This window comes from Aminobacter sp. HY435 (assembly GCF_027568395.1).
GTDB lineage: Bacteria > Pseudomonadota > Alphaproteobacteria > Rhizobiales > Rhizobiaceae > Aminobacter.
This window is the reverse complement of record NZ_JANKZL010000005.1, coordinates 103739-130106: the sequence shown is the minus strand read 5'-3', so window position 1 is coordinate 130106 and position 26368 is coordinate 103739. Positions and strand designations below refer to the sequence as shown.

The 26368-nt window shown below is 62.6% G+C and carries 25 protein-coding genes; 8 read left to right on the top strand and 17 right to left on the bottom strand.

All coding sequences use genetic code 11. The features are described 5' to 3' along the window. Window positions 1-238 precede the first annotated feature (238 nt). The 12 genes from PCJ21_RS07855 to PCJ21_RS07800 form a co-directional block, all read right to left on the bottom strand. Complete coding sequence (locus tag PCJ21_RS07855) at window positions 239-658, bottom strand: helix-turn-helix domain-containing protein (protein WP_269930839.1); 420 nt, start codon at window positions 656-658, stop codon at window positions 239-241. 141 nt (window positions 659-799) lie between these two features. Further along, the gene (gene lnt / locus PCJ21_RS07850) at window positions 800-2392 is read right to left on the bottom strand and encodes an apolipoprotein N-acyltransferase (RefSeq protein WP_269930838.1); all 1593 of its coding nucleotides are present in this window, start codon (window positions 2390-2392) and stop codon (window positions 800-802) included. An 85-nt stretch (window positions 2393-2477) separates the two neighbouring features. Further along, the gene (locus PCJ21_RS07845) at window positions 2478-3545 is read right to left on the bottom strand and encodes a hemolysin family protein (protein ID WP_269930837.1); all 1068 of its coding nucleotides are present in this window, start codon (window positions 3543-3545) and stop codon (window positions 2478-2480) included. 27 nt (window positions 3546-3572) lie between these two features. Next, window positions 3573-4079: an rRNA maturation RNase YbeY gene (gene ybeY / locus PCJ21_RS07840; RefSeq protein WP_269930836.1), complete on the bottom strand. Its 507-nt coding sequence runs from the start codon at window positions 4077-4079 to the stop codon at window positions 3573-3575. A gap of 11 nt (window positions 4080-4090) precedes the next feature. Next, the gene (locus PCJ21_RS07835; RefSeq protein WP_442865988.1) at window positions 4091-5083 is read right to left on the bottom strand and encodes a PhoH family protein; all 993 of its coding nucleotides are present in this window, start codon (window positions 5081-5083) and stop codon (window positions 4091-4093) included. A 74-nt stretch (window positions 5084-5157) separates the two neighbouring features. Then, window positions 5158-6558, bottom strand: coding sequence for a tRNA (N6-isopentenyl adenosine(37)-C2)-methylthiotransferase MiaB (miaB, locus tag PCJ21_RS07830; protein ID WP_442865980.1), 1401 nt, complete (start codon window positions 6556-6558; stop codon window positions 5158-5160). A gap of 40 nt (window positions 6559-6598) precedes the next feature. Further along, entirely contained in the window at window positions 6599-7405 is an 807-nt protein-coding gene (locus PCJ21_RS07825) for a lysophospholipid acyltransferase family protein (protein WP_269930834.1), read from the bottom strand. A gap of 37 nt (window positions 7406-7442) precedes the next feature. Further along, a complete protein-coding gene (locus PCJ21_RS07820) occupies window positions 7443-7931 on the bottom strand; it encodes a GNAT family N-acetyltransferase (RefSeq protein WP_269930833.1) in 489 nt (162 codons plus the stop codon). Further along, window positions 7928-8611 (bottom strand): tRNA (adenosine(37)-N6)-threonylcarbamoyltransferase complex dimerization subunit type 1 TsaB, encoded by a 684-nt coding sequence (gene tsaB, locus PCJ21_RS07815; protein ID WP_269930832.1) that lies wholly within the window; start codon window positions 8609-8611, stop codon window positions 7928-7930. Before tsaB ends, PCJ21_RS07820 begins: the two co-directional genes overlap by 4 nt. Before the next feature lie 95 nt (window positions 8612-8706). Further along, window positions 8707-10878, bottom strand: a complete 2172-nt coding sequence (locus tag PCJ21_RS07810) for a malate synthase G (protein WP_269930831.1) — start codon at window positions 10876-10878, stop codon at window positions 8707-8709. Between the two features lie 147 nt (window positions 10879-11025). Then, entirely contained in the window at window positions 11026-13050 is a 2025-nt protein-coding gene (locus PCJ21_RS07805) for a hydantoinase/oxoprolinase family protein (RefSeq protein WP_269930830.1), read from the bottom strand. A 163-nt stretch (window positions 13051-13213) separates the two neighbouring features. After that, window positions 13214-13399 carry a hypothetical protein gene (locus PCJ21_RS07800; RefSeq protein ID WP_269930829.1) on the bottom strand — a complete coding sequence of 62 codons (186 nt, stop codon included), beginning with the start codon at window positions 13397-13399 and terminating at the stop codon, window positions 13214-13216. Between the two features lie 147 nt (window positions 13400-13546). Here PCJ21_RS07800 and PCJ21_RS07795 point away from each other — a divergent pair, with 147 nt between their 5' ends. From PCJ21_RS07795 to PCJ21_RS07780, 4 genes are all read left to right on the top strand, one after another. After that, window positions 13547-14011: a hypothetical protein gene (locus PCJ21_RS07795; RefSeq protein WP_269930828.1), complete on the top strand. Its 465-nt coding sequence runs from the start codon at window positions 13547-13549 to the stop codon at window positions 14009-14011. A gap of 156 nt (window positions 14012-14167) precedes the next feature. Next, window positions 14168-15355, top strand: coding sequence for a DNA methyltransferase (locus PCJ21_RS07790; RefSeq protein WP_269930827.1), 1188 nt, complete (start codon window positions 14168-14170; stop codon window positions 15353-15355). Beyond that, on the top strand, window positions 15352-16401 hold the full coding sequence (locus PCJ21_RS07785; RefSeq protein WP_269930826.1) for a DUF262 domain-containing protein: 1050 nt from the start codon (window positions 15352-15354) through the stop codon (window positions 16399-16401). Before PCJ21_RS07790 ends, PCJ21_RS07785 begins: the two co-directional genes overlap by 4 nt. Beyond that, window positions 16398-17048: a hypothetical protein gene (locus tag PCJ21_RS07780; protein ID WP_269930825.1), complete on the top strand. Its 651-nt coding sequence runs from the start codon at window positions 16398-16400 to the stop codon at window positions 17046-17048. The genes PCJ21_RS07785 and PCJ21_RS07780 overlap by 4 nt, the downstream gene beginning before the upstream one ends. Before the next feature lie 17 nt (window positions 17049-17065). Here the strand turns inward: PCJ21_RS07780 and lepA are convergent, their stop codons facing one another. The 3 genes from lepA to PCJ21_RS07765 form a co-directional block, all read right to left on the bottom strand. After that, window positions 17066-18874, bottom strand: coding sequence for a translation elongation factor 4 (gene lepA, locus PCJ21_RS07775; RefSeq protein ID WP_269930824.1), 1809 nt, complete (start codon window positions 18872-18874; stop codon window positions 17066-17068). 126 nt (window positions 18875-19000) lie between these two features. Continuing rightward, a complete protein-coding gene (locus tag PCJ21_RS07770; protein ID WP_269930823.1) occupies window positions 19001-19318 on the bottom strand; it encodes a hypothetical protein in 318 nt (105 codons plus the stop codon). 83 nt (window positions 19319-19401) lie between these two features. Next, on the bottom strand, window positions 19402-19698 hold the full coding sequence (locus tag PCJ21_RS07765) for a hypothetical protein (RefSeq protein WP_269930822.1): 297 nt from the start codon (window positions 19696-19698) through the stop codon (window positions 19402-19404). Window positions 19699-19893: 195 nt separating this feature from the next. On the opposite strand from PCJ21_RS07765, the gene PCJ21_RS07760 reads away from it, so the two are divergent. From PCJ21_RS07760 to PCJ21_RS07750, 3 genes are all read left to right on the top strand, one after another. Next, complete coding sequence (locus PCJ21_RS07760) at window positions 19894-20508, top strand: GNAT family N-acetyltransferase (protein ID WP_269930821.1); 615 nt, start codon at window positions 19894-19896, stop codon at window positions 20506-20508. Between the two features lie 123 nt (window positions 20509-20631). After that, a complete protein-coding gene (locus PCJ21_RS07755) occupies window positions 20632-20937 on the top strand; it encodes a hypothetical protein (RefSeq protein WP_269930820.1) in 306 nt (101 codons plus the stop codon). 164 nt (window positions 20938-21101) lie between these two features. Next, window positions 21102-21440, top strand: coding sequence for a hypothetical protein (locus PCJ21_RS07750; RefSeq protein ID WP_269930819.1), 339 nt, complete (start codon window positions 21102-21104; stop codon window positions 21438-21440). A gap of 537 nt (window positions 21441-21977) precedes the next feature. Here the strand turns inward: PCJ21_RS07750 and PCJ21_RS07745 are convergent. Further along, entirely contained in the window at window positions 21978-23963 is a 1986-nt protein-coding gene (locus tag PCJ21_RS07745) for a PhoX family protein (protein ID WP_269930818.1), read from the bottom strand. Window positions 23964-24182: 219 nt separating this feature from the next. Here PCJ21_RS07745 and PCJ21_RS07740 point away from each other — a divergent pair, with 219 nt between their 5' ends. Then, a complete protein-coding gene (locus PCJ21_RS07740; RefSeq protein ID WP_269930817.1) occupies window positions 24183-24863 on the top strand; it encodes a phosphatase PAP2 family protein in 681 nt (226 codons plus the stop codon). A gap of 58 nt (window positions 24864-24921) precedes the next feature. Here the strand turns inward: PCJ21_RS07740 and PCJ21_RS07735 are convergent, their stop codons facing one another. Beyond that, the gene (locus PCJ21_RS07735; protein ID WP_269930816.1) at window positions 24922-26178 is read right to left on the bottom strand and encodes an Hsp70 family protein; all 1257 of its coding nucleotides are present in this window, start codon (window positions 26176-26178) and stop codon (window positions 24922-24924) included. Window positions 26179-26368 lie beyond the last annotated feature (190 nt).

Here is a 26368-nt window from a genome sequence, read left to right as displayed (position 1 = left end):
GGAAAGAAATCAGCGCAATGCCGATCTATTGGCGCGACACGTGTTAGCGAAGCCTGCCGGAACTCGTCAAGCAGGCTTTCGTCGCGTCAGGTCGGTTATTGAAAGCGCGTTGCGCTGGCGTAACGCCGGCGCATTGCGCATCTGTCCGGAAATCGAAGCCGATTTCCGGACAGTATGATGCGCAGTTTCAGAAATCAGGAATGTCGCTTGTGCCTCCATCAGGACGCACGACGCTCCTTCACTGCTCTTCGTCGTCGGCCAGAACCTTGGCCAACTCGATGACCTTGCGCCGAACCTTCGGGTTCGAAATCCGGGCAAAGGCACGGTTGAGTTGCAGGCCTTCGGCGCTCGACAGAAAATCGACCACAAAACTGGTGGACGAGTCCTCGGCGAGACCCTTGTGCTCGCTTCCGTCGGCTCCGGGGGCATCCTCGAAGAAGAATGCAACCGGCACGCTGAGGATCGAAGCGATAGCCTGAAGACGGCTTGCACCGACCCGATTGGTCCCTTTCTCGTATTTTTGGATCTGCTGAAAAGTGATGCCCAAGCTTTCTCCGAGCTTTTCCTGGCTCATTCCCAACATATTGCGTCGCAGGCGAATTCTTCCGCCGACGTGTACGTCGGTCGGATTTGGTTTCTTTTTGTTTTCTTTTTCCACTGTCTTTCCTCGCTGGATTACTCCAGCTTTATATTTTGGGCAGTCAGCCCATTTGAGGGCAATTTATACGTCCGGACAGGAACGTCATTTGGCACGACCGATAGCCGCGCGGCAGCATATGAGTTTCTAACAACCGCAGTGTCAATTCGCCCTAAGCCTCTGTCTGAGCTTCAAGCCACCTGCCGCAACGGCAAAAACGAACATGATCAGGAAATCGTTAACGCGCCAAAACGGCGCTGCCGTGGCAGTGGGAGCGGCCACTGGAACAGACAAATCGATGATGCCGCGAACGTTCATCGCAAGTGCATCCACAACTCGCCCAAATGGGTCGACAATGCCGGAAATCCCTGTGTTGGCCGCGCGCAGGACCGGCAACCCGTTTTCCACCGCCCGGATCTGCGACTGCCGGAAATGCTGATACGGTCCCGGCGTGTCGCCAAACCACGCGTCGTTGGTCACGTTCACAATAATCTGAGTTGACGCTGCGTCAACTGCCGTGAGGCGAGGAAAGATTATTTCATAGCAGATAAAAGCCGATGCTTTCACTCCACCTGTCAAGGAAAGCGGGTGACGGCTTGCAGCAGCGGCAAAATTCATCGGACCGGCAACCAGCTGGGTCAATCCGATGCGCGCCATCAAGTCGGCGAAGGGTATGTACTCGCCAAAGGGCACGAGATGAACTTTGTCGATGGCGTCGACGATTTCACCCTTGTCGCTGATGCTGACGACCGAGTTGTAGTAGCGCACGTCCTCGCCGGCCGTAGCTCCCCCCTCCTCGCGCACTGCGCCGGCCATCAAGAGCTGGCCGTCGTCGAGTGCGTCTCCGATCGCCACCAGCGCGTCCGGTCGCTCGTTGAACAGGAACGGCACCGACGTTTCGGGCCACAGAATGAGGTCGGGTTTCCTGGCGCCAGCCTTCGGGGCTTCGCGCGAGAGGTCAAGCAAAGTGGCAAAGACGCGGTCCCGGACCCGGCCGTCCCATTTTTCGGTGAGGTCGATGTTGGGCTGGACAATGCGGACATTGATGGTCTTGTCCGTCGGGGCCACCGGCCGCGTGATGCGCCAATAGCCATAGCCGACATGCGCGGCTGCCAGCGCCACGGCGAGCGACAGGCCAAGCTTGAGATTGCGCCGGTCGGCGAGCAATGCCGGCACCGAAAAGACGAACACGGCCAGCACGTTCATGCCTGCGACGCCGACGACGGACACGCTCTGCATCAAAAGCGGCACCGGCATCGCGGCAAAGCCAAGCGGATTCCACGGAAAGCCGGTGAACAGGAATGTGCGCAGCCATTCGGTCAGGCCGAAGGCGAAGGCCAGCGCAAGGATGCGGCCGATGCCATCGCTCCACAACAGCCGCGCTGCAACTGCGGCGAAGCCGTAGAAGAACGACAGTATGAGCGGAATGCCAATGGCCGCGAACGGCAGCGCCCAGGCATAGCTGTCGGCTTCGACGAGCAAGGCGCCGCCGATCCACCACAGCCCGGCGAGAAAATAGCCGAAGCCGAACCACCAGCCGGTGGCGAAGGCGGGCCAAAGACGGCGAACGAAGCCGGCAGGCGCATCGGCGACGGCGCCGTCAAGCAGCCAGACAAGTATCGGGAACGATACGAAGCAGGCGGCGAAGAAGTCGTACGGTGCCTGTCCCAGCACCGCGATGGCGCCGGCCACGAAGGCCAGCAGCGCCCGCTTCCACCCCCACAAGAGAATAATCCGCCCAGCCAGGCGCGTCATCCGCGTCCCCCAACCCAGAATCACGGATCGTAGCTGTAACAGCACCGCGCGGCGGCACCAAATTCAGCGCCGCTGCAATCAGGCATCACGCCTGCTCAGCCTTTGCACGACGGCGGCGCTCGCCCTTGACGCTGTGGACGATGCGCACCCGCTTGACCCGGCGTGGATCGGCGTCGAGCACATGGAACTCGAAGCCCGGAATGGCCTGGACGACCTCGCCGCGCGTCGGCACCCTGCCGAGCGCGTTGAAGATCATGCCACCGATCGTGTCGACATATTCGCTGTGTTCGCCGGGCGAGAACTCTTCGCCGAGAACCTTGGCGACTTCCTCGATCTCGGCCTTGCCGTCGACGACATAGACGCCGTCTCCGGCCTGGGTGATCATCGGCTCGTCGTCGTCGTGCTCGTCTTCGATGTCGCCGACAACCATCTCGACGATGTCTTCCAGCGAAACCAGCCCGTCGGTGCCGCCATACTCGTCGATGACCAGCGCCATCTGGGTGCGCGTCGCCTGCATGCGCGCCATCAGGTCGGAGGCCAGCATCGACGGCGGCACGAACAGCACCGTGCGGATCAGGTTGAGATCGCCGATGCTGCGGTTGAGATCGACCTGCGACAGGTCGATCTGCGCATCGGCATGGGCCTTGCGCGAGCGACCTTTCTTGACGCGGGCGCCGCGGGTGATGTGGGCGAGGATGTCGCGGATGTGGACCATGCCTCTGGGATCGTCGAGCGTCTCGACATAGACCGGCATGCGTGAATGGCCCGATTGCTCGAGCACGCTCAGGACTTCGCCAAGCTTGGTGCTGAGTTCGATCGCCTCGATGTCGGCGCGCGGCACCATGACGTCCTCGACCCGCACTTCGCGAAGCCTGAGGATGTTGTTGAGCATGGCGCGTTCGCCGGGCGAGAAAGAGTCGGCATCGCTGCCGGTTTCGGCCAGCGCGTCGACGATTTCCTCACGGATATTGGTGCCGTTGCTGCGGTGTCGAAACAGCTTGGTCAGCCGTTCGATAAATGACGGCCGCTCGGCCTGGGGGTCGTGCGTCGCGGTTAACGGCGCACTGGTACTAGGTCCGTCCTCGGTCTGGTCGGAGGCCTTTGCCGCGGTTCCCGGGTCGGGCGTGGCGGCAGTCTCTGTTTTGTCGTTCATCGTCTTCCGGTCGATTGCTGACCCCTGTTACGCGTAGGGATCGGGAATGGCAAGTCTGGCCAGCGCCTGGCGTTCCAGCGCCTCCATTTCCTCGGCCTCGTCTTCAGTCTCGTGATCATACCCCAAAAGATGCAGGAGTCCGTGGATAATCAGGTGGGTGATATGGTTTTCGAGCGGCTTGCCTTCAAGCTCGGCCTCTTTCGCCACCGTCTCATAGGCCAGCACGATGTCGCCGAGCATCGGCGGCAGCGGATCGCCCGGCGCCATCGGGAACGCCGGAAACGACAGCACGTTGGTCGGCTTGTCCTTCTGGCGCCATTCGGCGTTAAGGCTCTGGATGCTGTCGTCATCGGTGAACACCAGGCTGAGCTCGACGCCTTCCACCGGCTCGACCTCGGCTTCGGCAAGTGCGACCGGCACGGCGCGCGCGACGAGCACCCGCAGCGCCTGTTCGTCCGGCCAGGCGCCGGCCTCGAGCATCAGGTCGATGTCAAGCTCGGCGCCGGCCGGCGCCGGCGTATTGGTACTGGGCATTTGTAGTCCGATCAGTCTTCGGTGGGCAGGCCGCGCGCCATCTTGCCGTCGCGGTCATAGGCCCTGACGATCTCGGCGACGAGCGGATGGCGAACCACGTCGGTGTCGTTGAAGCGCACCGTTACCGCACCGGGCACACCGTCCAGGATGCGCAGAGCCTCGACAAGGCCGGACTTGGTGTTGGGCGGCAGGTCGATCTGGGTCGGGTCGCCGGTGACGATCATGCGCGAATTTTCGCCGAGACGCGTCAGGAACATCTTCATCTGCATCGAGGTCGTGTTCTGCGCCTCGTCGAGGATGACAGCCGCATGCGCCAGCGTACGGCCGCGCATGAAGGCCAGCGGCGCGATCTCGATGACCTCGGCGGCGATGGCGCGCTCGACCTTGTCGGCGGGCATCATGTCGTAGAGCGCGTCATAGAGCGGACGCAGGTAGGGATCGACCTTCTCCTTCATGTCGCCGGGCAGGAAGCCGAGGCGTTCGCCTGCTTCCACCGCCGGACGCGACAGGATGATGCGCTCGACCATGCCGCGTTCGAGCAGCATCGCGGCATGCGCCACAGCGAGATAGGTCTTGCCGGTGCCGGCGGGACCGATGCCGAAGACAAGCTCGGCGCGCTCCAGCGCCCGCATATAGGCGTCCTGGTTGAGCGAGCGGGCATAGATCGTGCGCTTGCGCGTCGAAATCTGCGCGGCGGCCATCTTGCCCTTGCGCTCGAGCGTCGGCAGCGTCAGTTGGTCGTCGGGAGCGACCGCCATGCGCACCGCCCCGTCCACGTCGGATTGCGCCACTTCGCCGCCTTTCTGCAGGATGTCATAAAGATGATCGAGCGCCCGGCGCGCCTGTTCGGCCGCGGTCGCACTGCCCTTGATGGTCAACTGGTTGCCGCGCGAACGGATGTCGACGCCGAGTTTCTGTTCCAGACGGGCCAGGTTCTCGTCGAACTGGCCGTAAAGCGCACTGGCAAGCTTGTTGTTGTCGAAGGTCAGTACGATGTGCGCCATGTCAGACGCCCCGGAGGGCAGGTTCTTGAGTTCAGCAGCGCTCAACCGTCTCTCCTCATCTGCCGTGCGGCCGATCAGGCCGTTTCGGCGAACAGGCTGTTTGTGCCCGTCTTCGTGATTCGTACATTGATAATGTCACCGATTTCGCCGGCCTTTTCATCAACAATCACAGGCTGGAGCCAAGGTGACCGTCCGACGATCTGTCCGGGTTCGCGGCCGGGCTTTTCGATCAGTGTCGAAATCGTCTGTCCGACCAGGCTGTCGGCAAAGGCATGCTGCTGCTGGGTGATCAGCGCCTGCAGGCGCTGCAGCCGCGCATCCTTCACCTTTTCATCGACATGCCCGTCCATATCGGCGCCGGGCGTGCCCGGGCGCGGCGAATATTTGAAGGTATAGGCCGAGGCGTAATTGGTGGCGCGCACGATCTCCATCGTAGCCTCGAAATCCGCATCCGTCTCGCCCGGAAAACCGACGATGAAATCGCCCGACATCGCAATGTCGGGGCGTGCCGTGCGGATGCGCTCGATCAGCTTGAGATAGTCGGCCGCCGTGTGCCGGCGATTCATCGCCTTGAGGATGCGGTCGGAGCCCGATTGTACCGGCAGATGCAGGTAAGGCATCAGGGCCCGCAGGTCGCGATGGGCCGCGATCAGCTCGTCGTCCATGTCGCGCGGATGGCTCGTCGTGTAGCGCAGCCGGGCAATGCCTGGAATTTCCGCGAGACGGTAGAGCAGCCGGCCAAGGCCCCATTCCTTGCCGTCGGAGCCCTCGCCATGCCAGGCGTTGACGTTCTGGCCGAGCAGCGTCACCTCACGTACGCCGGCCTCTGCGAGGCGCTCGGCCTCGGCGACGATCTGGGCCACCGAACGCGACACTTCCGAGCCGCGCGTGTAGGGCACCACGCAGAAAGTGCAGAATTTGTCGCAGCCTTCCTGCACGGTCAGGAAGGCGGTCACGCCGCGCTTCGCGACTTCCGACTTCCTTGGCTGCGGCAGATGCTCGAACTTGTCCTCGAGCGAATATTCGGTTTCGACGACCTTCTGGCCGCCGCGCGCCCGCCTCACGACATCGGGCAGGCGATGGTAGGTCTGCGGGCCGACCACCAGATCAACGGCTGCGGCGCGGCGCAGTATTTCGCGGCCCTCGGCCTGGGCGACGCAACCGGTCACGCCGACGATCATCTCGCGCCCGGCCTCGGCCCTTTCGGCCTTCATCTGGCGCAGACGGCCGAGCTCCGAATAGACCTTCTCCGCAGCCTTCTCCCTGATGTGACAGGTGTTGAGCAATACGAGGTCGGCATCGTCGATGGTCTCGGTCGCGGCATAGCCGTCGGCGGCGAGCGCATCGTTCATGCGCTGCGAGTCGTAAACATTCATCTGGCAGCCATAGGTCTTGATGAAGACCTTCTTGGCAGCACCGTTGACGGCGGCAGCGGATGCTGCCGGCATGATTTCGGAGATATCGTCGAGTTCCATGGGGCGCCTATTAGCGCCTTTCGGCGGCAAAAAACAGACCTTAGGCCTGTTCCACTGGCGCCTTCAGGCCGAGCGACTCCAGCATCATTGCGCGGACGCGCTCCTCCATCAGCCGCGTCGCTTCCTTGCGGCTCGACTTGGCGGAAAAGTCGATCGGCTCGCCGAAGCGTATCTCGACGTCGAGCCCGCCTTCGGCCAGCAGTTGCCCGACATGCGGCACAAGGTCCATGTCGCCGATCCAGCTGGCGATCGACCGGTGCTGCCGGCCCATCGGCAGGCCATGGATGCGGGTATAGGCAATCGACACGGGCTGGATGACGACATGCTCGGCCGCCCCTTCGGCAATCGCCATCGAGGCCGCGCCGAACAACGTGCTCTTGAAGGGCAGCAACAGGTTGCCGTCGCCGGTGCTGCCTTCGGCAAACAGCACCATGGCGTTGCCGGCCGCGAGGCGCTGGGCGATCTCGCTGGCCTGGTCGCCCGACTTGCGCTTGCGCTCGCGCTCGATGAAGACGGTGCGCTGCAGCCGTGACAGGAAGCCGAAGATCGGCCAGCCGTTCAGCTCCGACTTGGCGATGAAGGTGACGTCCACCCTGGAACCGAGCGCCATGATATCGGTCCAGGAGACATGGTTCGCGGCGATCAGCAACGGCCTGGTCTCAACCATCTTGCCGACGATGCGCACGCGCATGCCAAGCGCCTGCAGCATGGCGCGATGCCAAAGCTTCAGAATCACGGTTTCGGGCCACAACCCGGTCTTCATCGAGATGACTTGCAGCGGCACAAGCACCGCCGATGCAGCAACCATGTAGGAAAGGGCGAGCCCCGTACGGATCTTTCCGATCATCTAGCGCTCGATACCCTGTGACAAACCGGGCTTCTGGCTAGCGAAGATCGAGCCGCATGACAAGCGCGCCGGTCGCGCCTTGCGCCGACTGGTAGTAGTTGGGGCGCTTGCCGACCTCGTGGAAGCCGAACTTGCGATAAAGGCCGATCGCCGGCGCATTGGTCTCGTCGACCTCGAGGAACAGCGCCTCGGCACGTTGGGCGTGCAGTTCGCGCAGCACCGCGTCCATCAGCCGCCAGCCCAAGCCGTGCCGGCGATGGTTGCGCGACACTGCGATCGTCAGGATCTCCGCCTCGCCAGCGGCCAGCCGGGCCAGCACGAAACCGGCGGGTGCCGAACCGCCATGGCCGATCTCGCGAACCGCAAAGCCGAACACGGTGTCCTGCTCGAGGAGCGATGAAAACTCCTCGCCCGACCAGGGCCGCACGAAATCCTCGCGGTGCAGTGGGGCGATTGCCGCACTGTCGTCGACAGTCAGGGTTTCGAGGGCATAGTCGCGTTTCAGCGGCCAGAACGGCAGTTTCATTTCACTTCCCTGGGCAGCACGAAACCGGCCTGCGGCTTGGCGTCGGGCGCTCTCAAATAGACTGGCTTCGGCCGCTCGCCCGCCGGCTTGACCGCGGCAAGGCGCGCATATGTTCCGATGTCGGCAGTGGCCAGCAAGGGACCGAATTGGAATGCCTTGTCGACGGCAGCCGCCTCGGCGATCAGTTGCGCCGCCGTGCCGGCAAGCGCCATCGTTTCGGAGGCGGCAATGGAGGCAGCCTCGTCAAGCGACAGGACCACCGGTTCGCGCAGCACCTGTCCGCCCTCGCCATAGACAGCCGCATGGATTTCCTGGCGGCCGGCATCGAGCGCGGCAAGCACCTGGCGCGGCCCGAGCGCCTCGCGCGCTTCGGCAGCCAGCGCTTCCAGCGTCGTCACGCCAACTGCCGGGATCTTCAGCGCCAGCGAGAAGCCGCGCGCCGCCGACACCGCCACGCGAACGCCGGTGAAGGAACCCGGACCGGTTGAAACGGCGATACGGCCGAGATCGGCGTAGTTCTTGCCGGCTTGCGCCAAAGCCTCGTCGATGACGGCCATAAGGTGCTCGGCATGGCCCTTGCCAAGGTCACGCACGGAACGGCCAATCTCGCGGCCGGCGCCGACATCGTAGACGCTGGCGGCACAGAGGCTTGCGGCACAGTCAATGGCCAGAAGGATCATTTCTTGCTCCGGATCGGCTGCCGGAGATGGCTGCAGCGGAATGCGTTCATGTCGTCCAATTTACCACGGACTGCTTAGCATTCCGTTGGCAATGCTCAGCCTCTTTCCTTCGCCTTCAACTCCAATCTCCGCTTGTGGAGGACCGGCTCGGTGTAGCCGTTGGGCTGGGCGCGGCCTTCGAAGACGAGGTCGCAGGCGGCGCGGAAGGCGCTCGACTGGTCGAACTCGGGCGCCATCGGCCTGTAGAGCGGATCGCCGACATTCTGCCGGTCGACGATCGCCGCCATGCGCTGCAAGGAATCCATCACCTGGATGTGCGAGCAGACGTCATGACGCAGCCAGTTGGCGATGTGCTGGGACGAGATGCGCAACGTGGCGCGGTCTTCCATCAGGCCGACGTCGTTGATGTCGGGGACCTTCGAGCAGCCGACGCCCTGGTCGATCCAGCGCACGACGTAACCGAGGATTCCCTGTGCATTGTTGTCGAGCTCGCGCTGGATCTCGTCGGGCGTCCAGTTGGGGCGGACGACCACAGGCACCGACAGGATGTCGTCGAGCCGCGCCTTGGGCCGGCTCTTCAGCTCGGCCTGGACGGCGTGCACATCGACCTTGTGATAGTGGGTGGCATGCAGGGTCGCTGCCGTCGGCGACGGCACCCAGGCGGTGTTGGCGCCGGCTTTCGGATGCGCGATCTTCTGCTCCAGCATCGCTGCCATCAGGTCGGGCATCGCCCACATGCCCTTGCCGATCTGGGCATGGCCGGACAGGCCGCATTCCAACCCGGTGTCGACGTTCCAGGCCTCGTAGGCATTGATCCACGGCGCCTGCTTCATGTCGCCCTTGCGCACCATCGGGCCGGCTTCCATCGAGGTGTGGATCTCGTCGCCGGTGCGGTCGAGGAAGCCGGTGTTGATGAACACCACGCGCTCCTTGGCGGCGCGGATGCACTCCTTGAGGTTGACGGTGGTGCGCCGCTCCTCGTCCATGATGCCCATCTTGATGGTTTTCCGGGGCATGCCGACAAGGCGCTCGACGCGGTCGAAGATCTCGACAGCGAAGGCGACTTCCTCGGGACCGTGCATCTTCGGCTTGACGACATACATCGAGCCGGCGCGGGAATTGGCACGGCGGCCGTTCTGGCCGACATCGTGCAGCGCAATCAATGCTGTGATCGCCGCATCCATGATGCCCTCGGGCACCTCATGGCCGTCGCGGTCGTGGATACCAGGATTGGTCATCAGGTGGCCGACATTGCGCACCAGCATCAGCGAGCGGCCGGGCAGCGAGACCGAGCCACCGTCAGGGGTCGTGTACTCACGGTCGCCGTTGAGCCTGCGGGTAACCGGCTTGCCGCCCTTGTCGAAGGTCTCGGACAGATCGCCCTTCATCAGGCCGAGCCAGTTGCGGTAGACCAAAACCTTGTCTTCGGCGTCGACGGCCGCGACCGAGTCCTCGCAGTCCTGGATCGTCGTCAGCGCCGATTCCAGCACCATGTCGGAGATGCCGGCCGGATCGGCCGTGCCGATCGCGCTGTCCCGGTTGACCACCACCTCGACATGCAGGCCGTTCTTGGTGAGCAGCACCGCATCGGGGTTGTTTGCCGCGCCGCGATAGCCGGCGAACTGCCTGGCATCGCCCAGCGCAACCGAACCGGCAGCACTCGCGAGCTTGAGCGCACCGCCCTCGACGGCAAGACCCCTCACATCGCTCCAGCTGCCCGAGGCCAGCGGCGCGGACTGATCGAGAAACGCCTTGGCCCAGGCAATCACCTTTTGGCCGCGCTTGGGGTTGTAGCCCCTGGTCTTCTCCGCGCCGTCCGTCTCCGGGATGGCATCGGTGCCGTAGAGCGCGTCATAGAGCGAACCCCAGCGCGCATTCGCCGCATTCAGCGCGTAACGCGCGTTCATCACCGGCACCACCAGCTGCGGCCCGGCGACGGTGGCGATCTCGGCATCGACATTTTCGGTCGTCACGGAAAATGCCGGCCCCTCCGGCACCAGATAGCCGATCTCGCTCAAGAACGCCTTGTAGACGGCCATGTCGTGCGGCGCGCCATGCTTGCGATACCAGGCATCCAACTTCAGCTGAAAGTCGTCGCGCTTTTCCAGCAGCGCCCGGTTCTTCGGCGCAAGATCATGCACGATCGCGGCAAAGCCTTCCCAGAACGCAGCGGCCTCGACACCCGTCCCCGGCAAAGCCTCCGACACGACGAAGTCGTGCAGCTCACGTGCGATGGAAAGGCCGTGAAGGTCGACAGTGTCGGTCATAACATGCGCTCCAGAATTCCGGCGCCGCGGGGGCGTTCTAAATAAAGTTTTCGGGCGTTTGGCACGCAAAACGCGCAGGGTCAATTCGCCCAATGTTGCAAGGCAGCCGTGATTTACTGACGTCGCCGCTGCAAATCGATTTAGCGGTCAAACGGCTATCCGGGGCCGGCCGCTGGCAGTTGCAAGCACATGCGCCTCGATGAACATGCGCTGGCTCTCGACCGTCGAGGCCTTGACGTCGACCATAACGTCGATCTCGGCTGCGTCGGTTCCGGCGTCGCGCGCCTTGGCGGCGACGATAGCGCGCACTTCCACCTCGGCCAGCGCCAGCGCCGCATCCTCGTCGATAAAGTCGCGCACAAGCTCGCCGACCGCCACGCGGAACAGCCCTTCCTTCGGTTGGCTGACGCGCGCCTCGGCCGTCACGCGGACCTGCCCGACCACCGCACCGAGCGCATTGGCGACGTCGGTATCGTCAGGCACCACGCATTCGTTGCCGACAAGCGCGGGCAGGCCGGCATAATGCAGCGGGGCGGACGCGCCGAGGCCGATCACCGGCCGGTCGAGCGCGACCGCGAAGCGCGCGATGCCGGGATGGGCGTCGACCGCTCGCTGCACCAGCGCATGGGCAACGGTCGCCGCGCCATCGAGCCCGTCCTCGGCGAATGCGGTTTCAAGGATCACCTCCGCCGACAGGCGGGTCAGCGTCGCCAGCACGCGTTCGGCCAAGACTTCAGGTGTCGCCGCGATCGGCTGGCCGCGCCCGTCGCGCCTGCGGGTGAACAGCTCGGCGCCGAGCCGCGCGGCAGTCTCGTCCCAATTGGCCTGGCGTCCGACAACATGGGCTGCGTCCGACGGCGTGAAGCCGATGACGTGGACCAGCCCGCGCGACACCAGCCGGTTGAGCGTGGCGTTCTGGGCATTGGAGGTGAGCAGGCGGTCGATTGGCTGCGGCACACCAGTGATCTGGTCATAGAGTTTTGCCTCCGGTGCGGTCAGGCCTGCGGCCAGATGTTCGGGCACGCCGGTGCGGACGGCGAAGCGGCCATCCATGCGGCCCGGATTGGGCGCGCGCAGCTGGCGCTCCAGTTCCGACGTCACCGCCTCGCCATGGACCATGCCGGCGAGCGCCAGCGGCACCAGGCGGCGCGGCCCGAGCGACATTTTGGGCTGCAGCCCGCCGTCTTCCAGCGACACTTCCGAGTCGCCGCCGAGGCCGAAGGTGCGCATCGCGACCGCCTCGACCATGGTGCGGAAGCCGCCGACGGTCGCACCCTCCGGGTCGAGCCGCGGGCGGCCGTGGTCGAGCACGGCGACATCTGTCGTGGTGCCGCCGATGTCTGAGACAACCGCATTGTCGAGCCCGGTCATGTGGCGGGCGCCGACGAGGCTGGCGGCGGGGCCGGAAAGGATGGTCTCGATCGGACGCTGGCGGGCAAATTCGGCGGACACCAGCGCGCCGTCGCCGCGCACCACCATCAAAGGCGCCTTGATCTTGCGCTTGTCGAGAAAGCCTTCGGTCGCGGCGACGAGGCGGTCGATCATCGAGATCAGGCGGGCGTTGAGCAACGTGGTCAGCGCCCGGCGCGGACCGCCGAGCTTGGCCGACAGTTCGTGGCTGGTGGTGACCGGAAGGCCGGTCGCCTCGCGGATCAGGTCTCGGGCGGCGATCTCATGCGCTGGGTTGCGGGTGGCGAAATAGGCGCAGACGGCGAAGCCCGACACGGACCTGCCGAGCTCGGGCAAGGCGGCTGCGAGTGCTGCGAGGTCGAGGGTCCGGGCATTGCCGTGGACATCATGACCGCCCTCGCAAAGCACCAGCGGGTCACTGCCGAGCGCCGTCTTCAGCCCATCGCGGGCGAGGTCGGCCTCGGAGAAGCCGATCATGACCAGCGCCACGCGCCCGCCCTGGCCCTCGACCAGCGCGTTGGTGGCGAGCGTCGTCGACATCGACACCAGCTTGATGGCTGCGGGGTTTACATGGGCCTTGTCCAGCACCGCGTCGACCGCGCCCGAAATGCCGACGGCCAGGTCGTGGCGGGTGGTCAGCGACTTGGCCTTGGCCAGCACCCTGCCCTGCGGGCCATGCGCCTCCGACCACAGCACGGCGTCGGTGTAGGTGCCGCCGGTGTCGATGCCGAGGAAAAGCGGGGCGTGGTGGCTGGCGGTCATTTCGGGCGGTCCAGGGCTTTTGTCTGAGGCCTCGCCTTAGCCCATAAGCGCAAACAATGAAAACCGGCCAGTCGCCGCAATCGACAGGCTCAGGACCCGACGGCGTGAAGGGTCGCTACATCGCAAGAAATTTTTGGCCGCGCGGAGAAATTTGCCCCGCCGATCAGCCCACCGGCTGCGAAATCTGCTCGTCCTGCTCGACGGTCAGCGGCTTGACGCCTTCCGGCAGCGGCTCGACGGCCGGCGGCACGGCGGCAGGAGGTGCGGCCACAGGCGCCGGCGGCACCGGCGCGCGGGCAGCGCAGGCGGAGAGGGTTGCCAGGACAAGGAGGGCGGCGAGCAATTTCATGGAGCGGGCGTTAGGCGGAAGGTGTGGCGGGATCGCGGCGGCAGATGAGCCCGGGGTGCTGCCAACGTCAAGCCGCCCCTGACAACTCCTGACAGCAGCCTGTCAGGAGGCATCGGCTACTCTCCTGCAATCCCTGAGGAGGATGGCATGAGCGGCTTTGACGATTTCGATTTCCTGATCGGCGACTGGACTGTGATCAACGAACGCCTGCGCGCGCGGCTGGTGGGCTCGGACGATTGGGAGACGTTCACGGCGTTCTCGCACATCGAAAAGGTGATGCAGGCGCCGGACAGCACCTTTGGTGGCAATCTCGACCAGATGACGGTGCCCGAGCGCGGCTTCACCGGCATGACGCTCAGGCTCTACAATCCCGAGACAGGGCTGTGGTCGATCTACTGGAGCGACACCCGGAGTTACCGGCTGTTTCCGCCGACGATCGGGCAGTTCGCGGACGGTCGCGGCATCTTCTATGGCGACGATGTCGAGGGTGGTGTGCCGGTGCGCGTGCGGTTTCTCTGGACGCCTGATGAAAGCCCGCGCTGGGAACAGGCGATGTCTAGGGATGGCGGCGAGACGTGGGAGTTGAACTGGGTGATGCGATTTGCGAGGTGAGGAGCATTCGCATTCACCCACTTCAGCCACAAAAGCCGGCGATGCCGGCGCAGGCCACGTTCGACCTGCGCAATCCCACCTAGCGGCGTCTGAAAAACTTGCGCCCCCCGCGCTTGGTAGGTGTTCGTTCCCGCTGCATTCGACTAGTAATCAGACATGTTAGACAAGCTCGCCTCCCCAAAGCACACAGCCGCCACTAGGCGTGACTCGGTATATCCATACTACGCTGGCTTCTCCGATGAGTTCGTCGAATCAGTCCTCAAAACAATTGGCAATGAAGGCGCAATTTTGGATCCTTGGAACGGATCAGGAACCACCACAGCTGTGTGCGCTCGACTCGGGATCCCATCGTATGGCGTCGACATAAACCCGGCAATGAAACCAATCGCAGCGACGCGCTCTGCGTCGCCCCCCGATGTCAAGCGCGCATGCGCCACTGCAAAGGCCGTGATTGGCTCGATTGAACCTGATTTGGTTCGCGATGCATCGGTGTTTGAGTTGTGCTCCATATTGCTTGACCGCTCCAAGACCTCCGCGGATACAGAACTACATGACATACTACGATTTGGCTTCATGACGTCTTGCCGTCGTCTCTCGAAGCAGAGTCGTTCCAAAAACCCCACTTGGTTTGCAACTGACCGACTGGAAGCATTGAAACTTCCTCTGGACGAGATACTACGCATATGTGACGCATCGTTTACCGCCCTGGCAGCTTGGAAGGCTAAAGATAGCGAGCCGTCAATTTTCTGCCCTCCCAATCTGGTTACGGCGGACTGGACTTCGACGGAATGGAACCAAAATGTCTCACATGTCATAACGTCCCCTCCTTACCTCACGCGAATTGACTATGTCATGAAGACATTGCCCGAGCTTCTGCTGCTTCGAGAAGAAACAGGTATCGACCTTGATGCACTTCGAAAGAACATGCTGGGAAGCGTCCTGACTGGGCCAGTGCCCACTCCAGAACTTCCGCTCAAGAGCTTGACAGCGCGCACAGCTATCGAGAAAATTCGACGACACCCATCAAAGGCCTCAAGTACGTATTATTTCCGTTTTTTCCATAGTTATTTTCGTAATTTGGAAAAATCTATATTTAAAATAGCAACTAGTTTTAAAAATTTAAATACAGCTACGATCGTTACTCAGGGATCTTATTACAAGGAAATATTCATCGATGTTCCAAATATTATCGATGAACTATTCGACTCCTGTGGGTATTCTTGCCGACATCGATCCAGCTTTCGCGCCAAGCACAACATTATAACTGTAAATAAAAGATCGATTGCATCAAATTTACCTCCCGTTCTTGAAGTATCTTCAACATACGAAAGACGTTCAAAATGAAGGCAAATGCCTCTCCGATGTCCGTGGCCGACTACTGTGAAGCTATGGAAAAGGATCGAATCGTCGTAAATCACGAGTATCAGCGGGAAGAGGGGGTCTGGACCCCGTACGCAAGATCCTATTTTATTGAATCCATATTGCTGGGATACCCCATACCAAAGCTCTTTTTGTATACAAAGTTTGATCTCAAAACCCGCAAAAGCATTAAGGAAATTGTCGATGGACAACAGAGAAGCCACGCTTTGCTGCTGTTCTATAAGAACAAAATGAAGCTTTCTAAAAATATACCAACTATACAGCTTCGCGAAAAGCGATATCGCGACCTAGATGACGACGAGCAAGAAGCGTTTCTGTCCTACTCACTTTCAATCGATGAGTTTAGCGGAGTTCCAGAAGACGATATCCGCGAGTCGTTCGCTAGAATGAACGCAAACAACATCTCCTTGAACGCTGAAGAACTCCTAAACGCGAAGTATCAGGGCGAATTCAAATGGTTTATTATTGACCTTACCCGCCTTTATAGGGAGGACTTGATAAAGGCCGGAGTTCTAAGCCGTAGGGACGTTGTCCGCATGGCTGATACACGTATATTTTCTGATCTTATTTCGATCTTTGAGGATGGTTTTATAACAACAAAACCAACCAATATCGAAGCACTCTACAAGCGCCACGACAGAGAATTTGGGCAAGCAATGGAATACGGACGCGTTGTTGCTGCTGCCTTTGCTGCCTGGCGCGAGTTCGATGGCGGAAGTTATGAGCGGTTGGCCCGGAAGCATATCTTCTACACTTATCTCGCGGCCGTAATCTCCAAGCAAAATGGAAACAACCTGATCCCTGATCTCAGCGAAAAGCAACAAGGCGAACTCGCGAGAATTAGGACCATGGGCCTGACGCTTTCTGCGCTCAATCAGTCGCTGGCGCAGGAGGCCCCAGACGCTGATCTGGTTGAATTCGTCAATGCCTGCTCTGCTAAGACCAATGTCGGCGATCAAAAGTTCCTCCGATTTGCATACCTACTTGCTGCGCTAGAAAACGAGATATGACTTGGCGTATCGACTATCATAAGACTTTACTTAACGTGCGACGCAAGATTTCGCGGCTAGAAGGCGCCTATTCTAGTCGCGGGTGGAAGCAAGATTTTGCAGCATCCCCGTACCTCGGCAGTCTAGTGGTTGAGCTGGACAACCTCTGCGTGGACGCACTGCGTTCCTACGCAATCTCGATCATTCGGCGAGAACAAGCGAACGGCCTGAGTATTAGACGGATTGGCCGAAAGGCCCTAGCAGATGGCGAGTATAGCGCCTTGGTCATGGAGATACTGCGCTCAGGCCAATATAAACAAAAGAGCCGGCCACTCCAAATTGCCCGCAGAGAAGAACCTACTGTTCGCGATCCCACACAAATTCGGCGAATTTTAACGGCCGTCAACGCGCCAATTCAAATAGATTTCGACAACGCAATAGCACTCAACTATGGTGTTTTCAGCAACATGAAGCACCATAGGCACTATTATGCCCATAGAAACAAGAACACATTCCTAGAGATATTTAATAACTTTAGCCAACTACGTCTTGGCTTGATTAAGAACCCAGACGACGCTCTTCACATTCGAACGGCAGGCTCGGGCATCCCGCAATATCTTGAATGGACCGCAGAAATTCGAACTTTTTTTGAAGTCGCGGTGCGCTAAGCAAAGCAATTGTATTTCTAGTTATCGCCCATCTTGAGCGCCTGGATGAAGGCTTCCTGCGGGATGTCGACCTTGCCGAACTGGCGCATGCGCTTCTTGCCCTCTTTCTGCTTCTCGAGCAGCTTGCGCTTGCGGGTGACGTCGCCGCCGTAGCACTTGGCGGTGACGTCCTTGCGCAGCGCCGAGATGGTCTCGCGGGCAATGACCTTGCCGCCGATCGCGGCCTGGATCGGGATCTTGAACATGTGCTGCGGGATCAGTTCCTTCAGCTTCTCGACCATGACGCGGCCGCGCTTTTCGGCCGCCGTGCGGTGGACCAGCATGGAGAGCGCGTCGACGGGCTCCTCGTTGACCAGGATCGACATCTTGACGAGGTCGCCTTCCTTGTAGTCGGTGAGGTGGTAGTCGAAGGAGGCGTAGCCCTTGGAGATCGACTTCAGCCGGTCGTAGAAGTCGAACACGACCTCGTTGAGCGGCAGGTCGTAGACCAGCATGGCGCGCTTGCCGACATAGGAGAGGTCGGCCTGGATGCCGCGGCGCTCCTGGCACAGCTTGAGGATCGAGCCGAGATAGTCGTCGGGTGTGAGGATGGTGGCGCGGATCCACGGCTCCTCGATCGCGGCGATCTTGACCACGTCGGGCATGTCGGCGGGGTTGTGCAGTTCCTTGGTCGACCCGTCATTGAGGTTCATGCGGTAGACGACCGAAGGCGCGGTGGCGATGAGGTCGAGGTTGAACTCGCGCTCGAGCCGCTCCTGGATGATTTCGAGATGCAGCAGGCCGAGGAAGCCGCAGCGGAAGCCGAAGCCGAGTGCGGCCGAGGTTTCCATCTCGAACGAGAAGCTGGCGTCGTTGAGACGCAGCTTGCCCATCGCGGCGCGCAAATCCTCGAAGTCGGCGGCGTCGACCGGGAACAGGCCGCAGAACACCACCGGCTGGGCCGGCTTGAAGCCCGGCAGGGCTTTGGCGGTCGGGCGCTTGTCTTCGGTGATGGTGTCGCCGACGCGGGTGTCGGCCACTTCCTTGATCGAGCCGGTGAAGAAGCCGAACTCGCCGGGGCCGAGCTCGTCGACCTGGATCATCTTCGGGGTGAAGACGCCGGTGCGCTCGACCAGGTATTTGGCGTTGGTCTCCATCATGCGGATGGTCTGGCCCTTCTTGAGCTTGCCATCGATGATGCGGACCAGGACGATGACGCCGAGATAGGTGTCGTACCAGCTGTCGACCAGCATGGCTTTCAGCGGCGCGTCGATGTCGCCCTCGCGCGGCGGCGGCAGCTGGGTGACGATCGCCTCCAGCACGTCGGGGATGCCGAGGCCGGTCTTGGCCGAGATGTAGACAGCTTGCGAAGCGTCGATGCCGATGACTTCCTCGACCTGCTCCTTGATGCGCTCGGGCTCGGCGGCAGGCAGGTCGATCTTGTTGAGCACGACCACGATCTCGTGGTTGTTGTCGATGGCCTGGTAGACGTTGGCCAGCGTCTGCGCCTCGACGCCCTGGGACGCGTCGACGACGAGCAGCGAACCTTCGCAGGCCGACAGCGAGCGCGACACCTCATAGGCGAAGTCGACGTGGCCGGGCGTGTCGATCAGGTTGAGGACGTAGTCCTCGCCGTTCTTGGCCTTGTAATTGAGGCGAACGGTCTGGGCCTTGATGGTGATGCCGCGCTCGCGCTCGATGTCCATGTTGTCGAGGACCTGTTCGGTCATCTCGCGCAGTTCCAGCCCGCCGGTGGACTGGATCAGCCGGTCGGCAAGCGTCGACTTGCCGTGATCGATGTGGGCAACGATGGAGAAATTGCGGATGTGGTCGAGCGGTGTGGTCATGCGCCGCGCTTTAGCAGGGGCGGCAAGGGTTAACAAGCAGGGCTTTGCGGCCACAGGCCACCGGCGCGGGAGATGGCGGCCGGCGACGGAGCTCTGCCGGCCGGCCGGATCTGGAACGCGACAGGCCTAGGCGCGGCCGGCGATCTGCATCGTCATGAGATCGCGGCGCTGGCGACGGGTGCAGGCGACCAGCAGCGCCGAGCACAGCACGTCGACGTCGCTGCCCTCGTGCGGACGCCAGCCGCAGCCGCAGGCAGACGGCCCCGAATGGGCGTCGGCCGTTTCGCGATAGATCGAGCCGACAGCCTGGGCGACGAGGCACATCACGACCATCGGCGGCAGGCCGGTCTTGTGCATGACCTCGCAGATCTCGTTCATGACGGTGGCGCGGATATGGGCCTGCGCGTCCTCGTGACGGCGTTCGTTTTCGCTCGAATGTGCCAAGACTGCAGTCTCCGGTTCGACGGGCGCCTTGTGGCGCGGGGTTCGATGGGCGCCTCGTGGCGCAAAGGGATCTGGTGGCGGACCTAGCTCGCGGCCCGGCGCAGCTTTTCGCGCGCGGCTTCGAGCCGGCGCATGGCTTCAAACAACGCCTCCTTGTCGCGGCTGTGAAGGTCGAGCAACGACACAAACACGCTGCTTTCGCCGACATCGGGCTGCATCAGCGCGTTGAGGCGGTCAAGGCTTTCGTTGGCGGCGCGGCGGGCGGCGCAAACTTCGGCGCCCAGCACCTCGACACGGGCACGCAAGGCCAGATGCTCCGAATCCGCCGCATCGCCATCGCGGGGGTCTGGCCGGCGCGGCATGGGAACGAAATGCATCATTTCGGTCTTTCTCCTGTCTGAGCAGCCCGTCCGGCGCAGCTGCATCAGCGGCCGCCGTCCAAGCACCTACAAAACATGAGTACAAATATCAAGTTTAAAATCGGTGATATTCGAACGGCGGCCGGCGGTTGACGCGGCCCGCCGCGGACGTTCCAATACCCCGCCTGCGCAAGGGCATGGGAGAAGAGAGAAAAGATGGCCGAAGAAGCCCTGCCGAGCCATGAAGGTCTTGCCGCGCATGCGCGACCGGCGACCAAGGAGGACGCCGCGGTGCTGGCCAAGCTGGTCAACATGGCCGGCGACGGCTTGCCGCTCTATCTCTGGACCAAGATGGCAAATGGCGGAGACCCATGGGAAGTCGGCCGACAGCGGGCCTTGCGCGAGGAAGGCAGCTTCTCCTACCGCAACGCCGTGGTGCTGGAGCATGGCCGGGTCATCGCCTGCCTGATCGGCTACCCGATCGTGCCGGCGCCGGTCGATCCGAATGCACCTGACATGTTCGTGCCGATGAACGAACTCGAGGCGATGGCGGTCGGCACCTGGTATGTCAACGTGCTGACGACCGTGCCGGAAATGCGCGGACAGGGCTGCGGGACACGGCTGCTCGGCATGGCGGACACCATCGCCGAGGCCACCGGCTGTAACGGCACGAGCCTGATCGTTTCGGACGCCAATCCCAAGGCGCGGCGGCTCTACGAACATGCCGGCTACCGCGAGGTGGCGACGCGGCCGATGGTCAAGGACGAGTGGGCCAACCCCGGCCGGAACTGGGTGCTGATGGTCAAGACGCCGCCCCAGCAACTGGAGTAGCGGCCGCAGCCGAGCCGACAGAAAATCTTTCGAGGCGCGTGAACCTTCCTCTCCGACCGCGACACCCATGATCGTGGCGGCCATCGAGCCGCAAGATCAAAGGCGTCACAGAGGAGAACCGCAATGACCATGACTGCTTCCATCATCCGCGCGTCGCTGATCGCAACGCTGGCGCTCTCGATGTCGGCCGTTGCCGGCGCAGCTTCCGCAGCCCAGCTCAAGGCCCGCGTGCCGGCCCCGCCGCCGCACCAGCTCGGTCTCAAGGCGCCGGGCGGCGGCCAGTCCGAGGGCCATGTCGAGACCTGCAACAACAAGGCGTCGTGCAACCTGATGATTGCCTACTGCGCCGGCCATGGCGGCGACTGGGAGGAAACCGGCACGCCCGGCCCCCAGGGCGAACCGCAGAAGGGCAAGTGTACCTATCCCTGATGGCATCAGGGGCTCCCAAGACTTGAAGCCACGTCCCCCTCCCGTCTTCGGACGGGAGGGTTTTTGCCTCGCATGGCGCGATAGCGCTGGAGTGTGTCGCCCGCCTGCTTGACGTTAGAGCGGCATTCGGAGCAAATCGCGGACTTGCTTGGAGCCCTCAACGCATGTCCGCCTTCGGCCTTTCGCTGCTCGGTCTGTCGACCGTCATCTTCCTGATTGCCGCCATGGTGGCCAAGACCTGGGGCCTGGAGCCGACCATCGGCAAGCTGGTGGTGACACTGATCCTGTATTCGCTCGGCAACCTGATCATGCTGCGCCTGGTGCGCGAGTTCGGCATGTCCGTGTCGTTCTCGCTGTCGGCGGTTATCCAGCTGATCGCCGTCAATCTCGTCGCGATCCTGTATTTCGGCGAGAGACTGAGCGGCATACAGGGTATAGGCGTCGGCTTCGCGGTGGTCGCCGTGGCGCTGATCACTCTCGGGCCGGCACTCGCCGGGAAGTAGGGTCAGCGGGAGCTCGCCTCCGCATTCACATGAAAGATCGAGTGCAGGGCCAAATCCTGCGCCGCACCTGATGTCGTCTGCGCCACGGCATGGATTCCCGACACTCTCCGCTCGCTTCGCTCCCTCACGAGGTCGGGAATGACGGAGGAAGGGAAGCGCCTCCTCAAGTAGAGCACGGGCGAAATCCAGGAGTTCACGATGGGGCGGAAGCATCTCCGTAGCCCTCATGGTGAGCCTGTCGAACCACGAGGGCGCCAGGCAACCGTTGGTGTCCGTCTTTAATCATCGCCGAACCCCTTTTGGCTAGACCACTGGTCGTCTAGCGCCCTCGTGGTTCGACAGGCTCACCATGAGGGCTACTTGGGCGTCTCCGACTTCCACGAGTCAGGGGGCGGCGAAGGCGCCTCCACGGCCCGTCGCCAGTACCCCTCCGTCGGCGAGCAAAGCAAGCGGAGAGTGGCGGGAATGACGCGGCTAGGTCGGCCAAAAGAATAGGGGCTAGCGGCCCCCACTCTCGTCACACAGGATCGGTCGCGATCAGACGGCGATCTTGCCGCCGCCCTGCCTGGTGATCGCAACGACGGCCGGGCGGACCGGCATGTCGGGCTTGAAGTCGGGCCAGCGGGTCGACAGGTCCTCGTAGTAGGAGGGGCGGCCAAAACCTTCCCAATCCTCGCCACCGTCGCCGGGATGCTGGACGGCGACGAAGGCGGTCTGGTCGTCGGGCGCAAACAGCGGGCCGCACATCTCGGCGCCGACAGGCACGCGGAAGAACAGCTTGGAGGTGGCACGCGCTTCGCCCTCGGTGTCGACGGCCCAGAGACCATCTGTGCGGCCAGTGGCCTTGGGTGAGTTGCCGTCGGTCGAGACCCACAGGCGGCCGGCGGAGTCGACGGCGCAATTGTCCGGCATGCCGAACCAGCCATTCTCGGTGGTCGAGGTCGAGAACGAGGCGCCGACCTCGGCGACCGCAGGATCACCGCACTTGAGCAGCACTTCCCACTTGCCCCTGGTGGCGGCAAAGTCGCCCCCGTCCTCGATCAGCTCGATGATGTGGCCGAAGGCGTTCTCGGCGCGCGGGTTGGCGGCGTCGACCTGGTCGGCCTTGCGCTTGGTGTTGTTGGTCAGCATGACATAGACCTTGCCGTTGACGCCGTTGGGCTGGATGTCCTCGGGACGGTCCATCTTGGTGGCGCCGAGAAGGTCGCCGGCGCGGCGGGCCTCGATGACGACGTCGGCCTGGGTGGCGAAGCCGTTGTCGGAAGTCAGCGGCCCCTCGCCCTGGACCAACGGCAGCCATTCAAACGAGCCGTCCTCGGCAAACCTGGCGACATAGAGGATGCCTTCGTCGAGCAGGTCGAGATTGGCTGCGCGGTCGTCGGCGTTGAACTTGCCCTTGGTCACGAACTTGTAGACGTAGTCGAAGCGCTCGTCGTCGCCGAGATAGAAGACGACGCGGCCGTCGCTGGCCACGATGGATTCGGCACCCTCGTGCTTGAAGCGGCCGAGCGCGGTGCGCTTTTTCGGCAGCGAGTTCGGGTCGTTGACGTCGACCTCGACGATCCAGCCGAAGCGATTGGGCTCGTTCGGCTCCTTGGAAACGTCGAAGCGATCGTAGAACTTGAACCACTCATAGGTGCCTTCCGGCACGCCGAGGCGCTTGTAGTTGGCGGCTTCGGGGTGGTCGACCGGCAGCTCGCCGCCAAAATAGCCGTGGAAGTTTTCCTCGGCCATGATGTAGGTGCCCCAGGGCGTGACGCCGCCGGCGCAGTTGTTGAGCGTGCCGAACACCTTGGTGCCCGAGGCATCGGCGTTAGTCTTCAAGCGGTCGTGGCCGGCGGCCGGGCCGGTCAGCTGCATCTCGGTGGTGGACGTGATGCGGCGATTGAGCTTGCCATCGCGCACCGGCTGCCACTTGCCCGCGTCCTTGCGGATTTCGACGATCGAACCACCATGAGCGGCCATCTCGATGTCGACGCGCTTCTGGTCGGCAGGGGCAACCTCGATCTTGCCTTCGACGATCTTGACGATGCCGGGGAACATCAGGTGTTCGTTGGTGTATTCGTGGTTGACCAGCAGCAGGCCGTGCTCGGACGAGCCTTCGAGAGGCACATAGCCGACATAGTCGTTGTTGTAGCCGAACTGCCTGGCTTGCGCTTCGGCCGACTGGTTGGTGGGATCGAACTCCGGGGCGTCGACAAAGATCGGATCGCCCCAGCGCAGCAGGACGTCGGCATCGTAACCAGCGGCAACATGGTGCTTGTCGTCGATGCCGGCCTCGACCTCGTCAAAGCTGAAAGCCGAGCCGCCGGCGGCGCGGGCATCGTCGGCGAGGATGATGGCGATCGGGCTGACGGTGGCGGCGATGGCCGAGACAGCGAGCGACCCCTTGAGGAAGCCGCGGCGGGAGAACCGCCTGGCGATGATGTCGCCCATGGTGCGGTTGTCGGTCGGGTTGTGGCCGGGACCGTCATTGTCCTCGAGCATCGACGTACGGAACTTGTGATCGTAGGGCTGGTTCATCTGATAACCTCTGGCGGGTGTTCGGCTTGGGGTTCGCCGAGACCGCTAATCGGATGAGATAACAGCAGCATGACAGTATCGCCGGAAATCGGCGTTGGTTATACGACCTTGGAATGCCGCTCACGTTTCAAACCGGAAGGAGCGGCGATTTCTTGCCCCGACCATTGCGCGGACGCTGGTCCGGAACGTGCAAGCAACCGAAAGGCGGACGGCAGGACGATGCGGCAGACTTTGTGGAACAGGATCGAGTTTTCGCTTTTGGCGGCGGGCATCATCATTGCCGGCGGCTTGTGGGGATTCGTCGAGCTTTCCGAGATCGCGCGCGATGCGGCGGCGCATGCCTTCGACACGGACATCCTGCTGTTCTTCCGCGAGGCGGGCAACACCGCCGACCCGATCGGCCCCTCCTGGCTCGAGGAGGCGATGCGCGACATCACTGCGCTCGGCAGCGCGGCGGTGCTGATCTACATCACCGCCATCACCATCATCTATCTGTGCATCACCAGACGTTTCGGGCCGGCGCTGTTCGTGTTTGTGTCGGTGGCCGGCGGACAGGTGCTGTCCAGCCTGCTCAAGCTCGGCATCGACCGGCCGCGCCCCGATCTCGTGCCACACCTGGCACAGGTGCACACGATGAGCTTTCCAAGCGGCCATGCCATGCTTTCGGCGGTGACCTACCTGACGCTCGGCGCACTCCTGGCGCGGTTCCTGCCGGGAGTGGCAACGACTGTCTTCGTCTTCGCCATCGCGGTGCTGACGACGCTGATGGTCGGCATCAGCCGGGTCTATCTCGGCGTGCACTGGCCTTCGGACGTGCTCGCCGGCTGGTGCGCCGGCTTTGCCTGGGCGACGCTGTGCTGGGTGGCCAGCCGTTTCCTGATGAAGTCCGACGAGACCTGAAGCGGTTCGACCATGGACGGCGGCGCTGAAACGACGACGGCGCCCAAGTCGTGGATGTTCAGCCGAACTTGCGCTGGGCGTCGAGCGCGAGGCCCAGGCCGACCGAGCCGAAGGCATCGCCCTGCACCACCTTGGCTTGCGGCACCAGTGCCAGAATGCTTTCGCGGGCCAGCGGAATGGCGGTCGAACCGCCGGTCAGGAACACGGCGGTGATGTCCGAGGCCTTGACCCGGGCTTCGGCGAGGGTGTCGGCGACAGTTGCCGTGACGCGCCCGACTTCGGTGCGGATCGTGTCTTCCAGCCCCTTGCGGGTCATTGCGGCGCTGAATTTCGCGCCCGGCAACGACACGTCGATGGAGGTCTCCTCGGCATCGGTCAGCTCGATCTTGGCCTTTTCGACCTTGGTCGCGAGCGCGTGGCCGAACCGTTCCTCGACCACCTCGATCATGCGGTCGACGAGGTCGGGCCGCTGTGCTTCGAAGCGTATCTGGCGCAGGTCGAGCTTGGCCTTGGGCGTGTAGAGCAGGTTGATGCGCTGCCAGGTGGCGAGATCGATGAAATAGCCCGCCGGCAGGTTGCGCTTGCCGTCCTTGGTCGGCGTCAGGTAGCCGAGCTCGGGCATGACGTTGGCGATGGAGAGCAGGCGGTCAAAATCGGTGCCGCCGATGTGGATGCCTCGGTTGGCGAGGATGTCGGCCTTGCGGTCGTTAGCGGCCGCGCGCTCGGGCGAAACGCGGACGATGGAAAAGTCGGAGGTACCGCCGCCCATGTCGACGATCAGCGCCAGTTCCTCGCGCGTGACGGTGCGCTCGTAGTCGAGCGCGGCGGCAATCGGTTCGAACTGGAAGTCGATGTGCTTGAAGCCTTGCGCACGCGCCGCCTTTTCGAGCTCGCCCTGGGCGGCAGCATCCGCCGCAGCGTCTTCATCGACGAACTGCACGGGACGGCCGAGCACGACGTTTTCGACCGGCTCCCCGACATGGGTTTCGAGCTTGTCCTTCAGGTGGCCGACGAACATGCCGATGATATCGGTGAAGGCGATCTGCTTGGCCTTGATGCGGGTCTTCTCATGCACCAGCGACGAGCCGAGCACGCTTTTCAGCGCGCGCATCAGGCGGCCTTCGGCGCCGTCAGTGTATTCGCCAATCGCGCGGCGACCGAGGGCGGTGTTATCGTCTTCGAAGTTGAAGAAGATGGCCGAAGGCAGCGTGACGCTGTCGCCTTCGAGCGCAACGAGCCGGGGACGACCGTTCTCGATGACGCCGACGGTCGAATTGGAAGTGCCAAAGTCTATGCCGCCGAAAGCCGGTCGCATCGTCTTGTCCTGAATTTTGCTGCGTGAACGGGCGGCCTGATCCAATGAGGCCGCAGCGGGACCGTGCGGGTACACGACGAGACGCGACATGTCGATGTCCGAAACGGCAATTTCTGCAAAATGTGATCGCTGGTCCAAGCGACGCGACATTTCCAGGAAACGGCATTCGTGTCATAGAGCCGGCGATCAA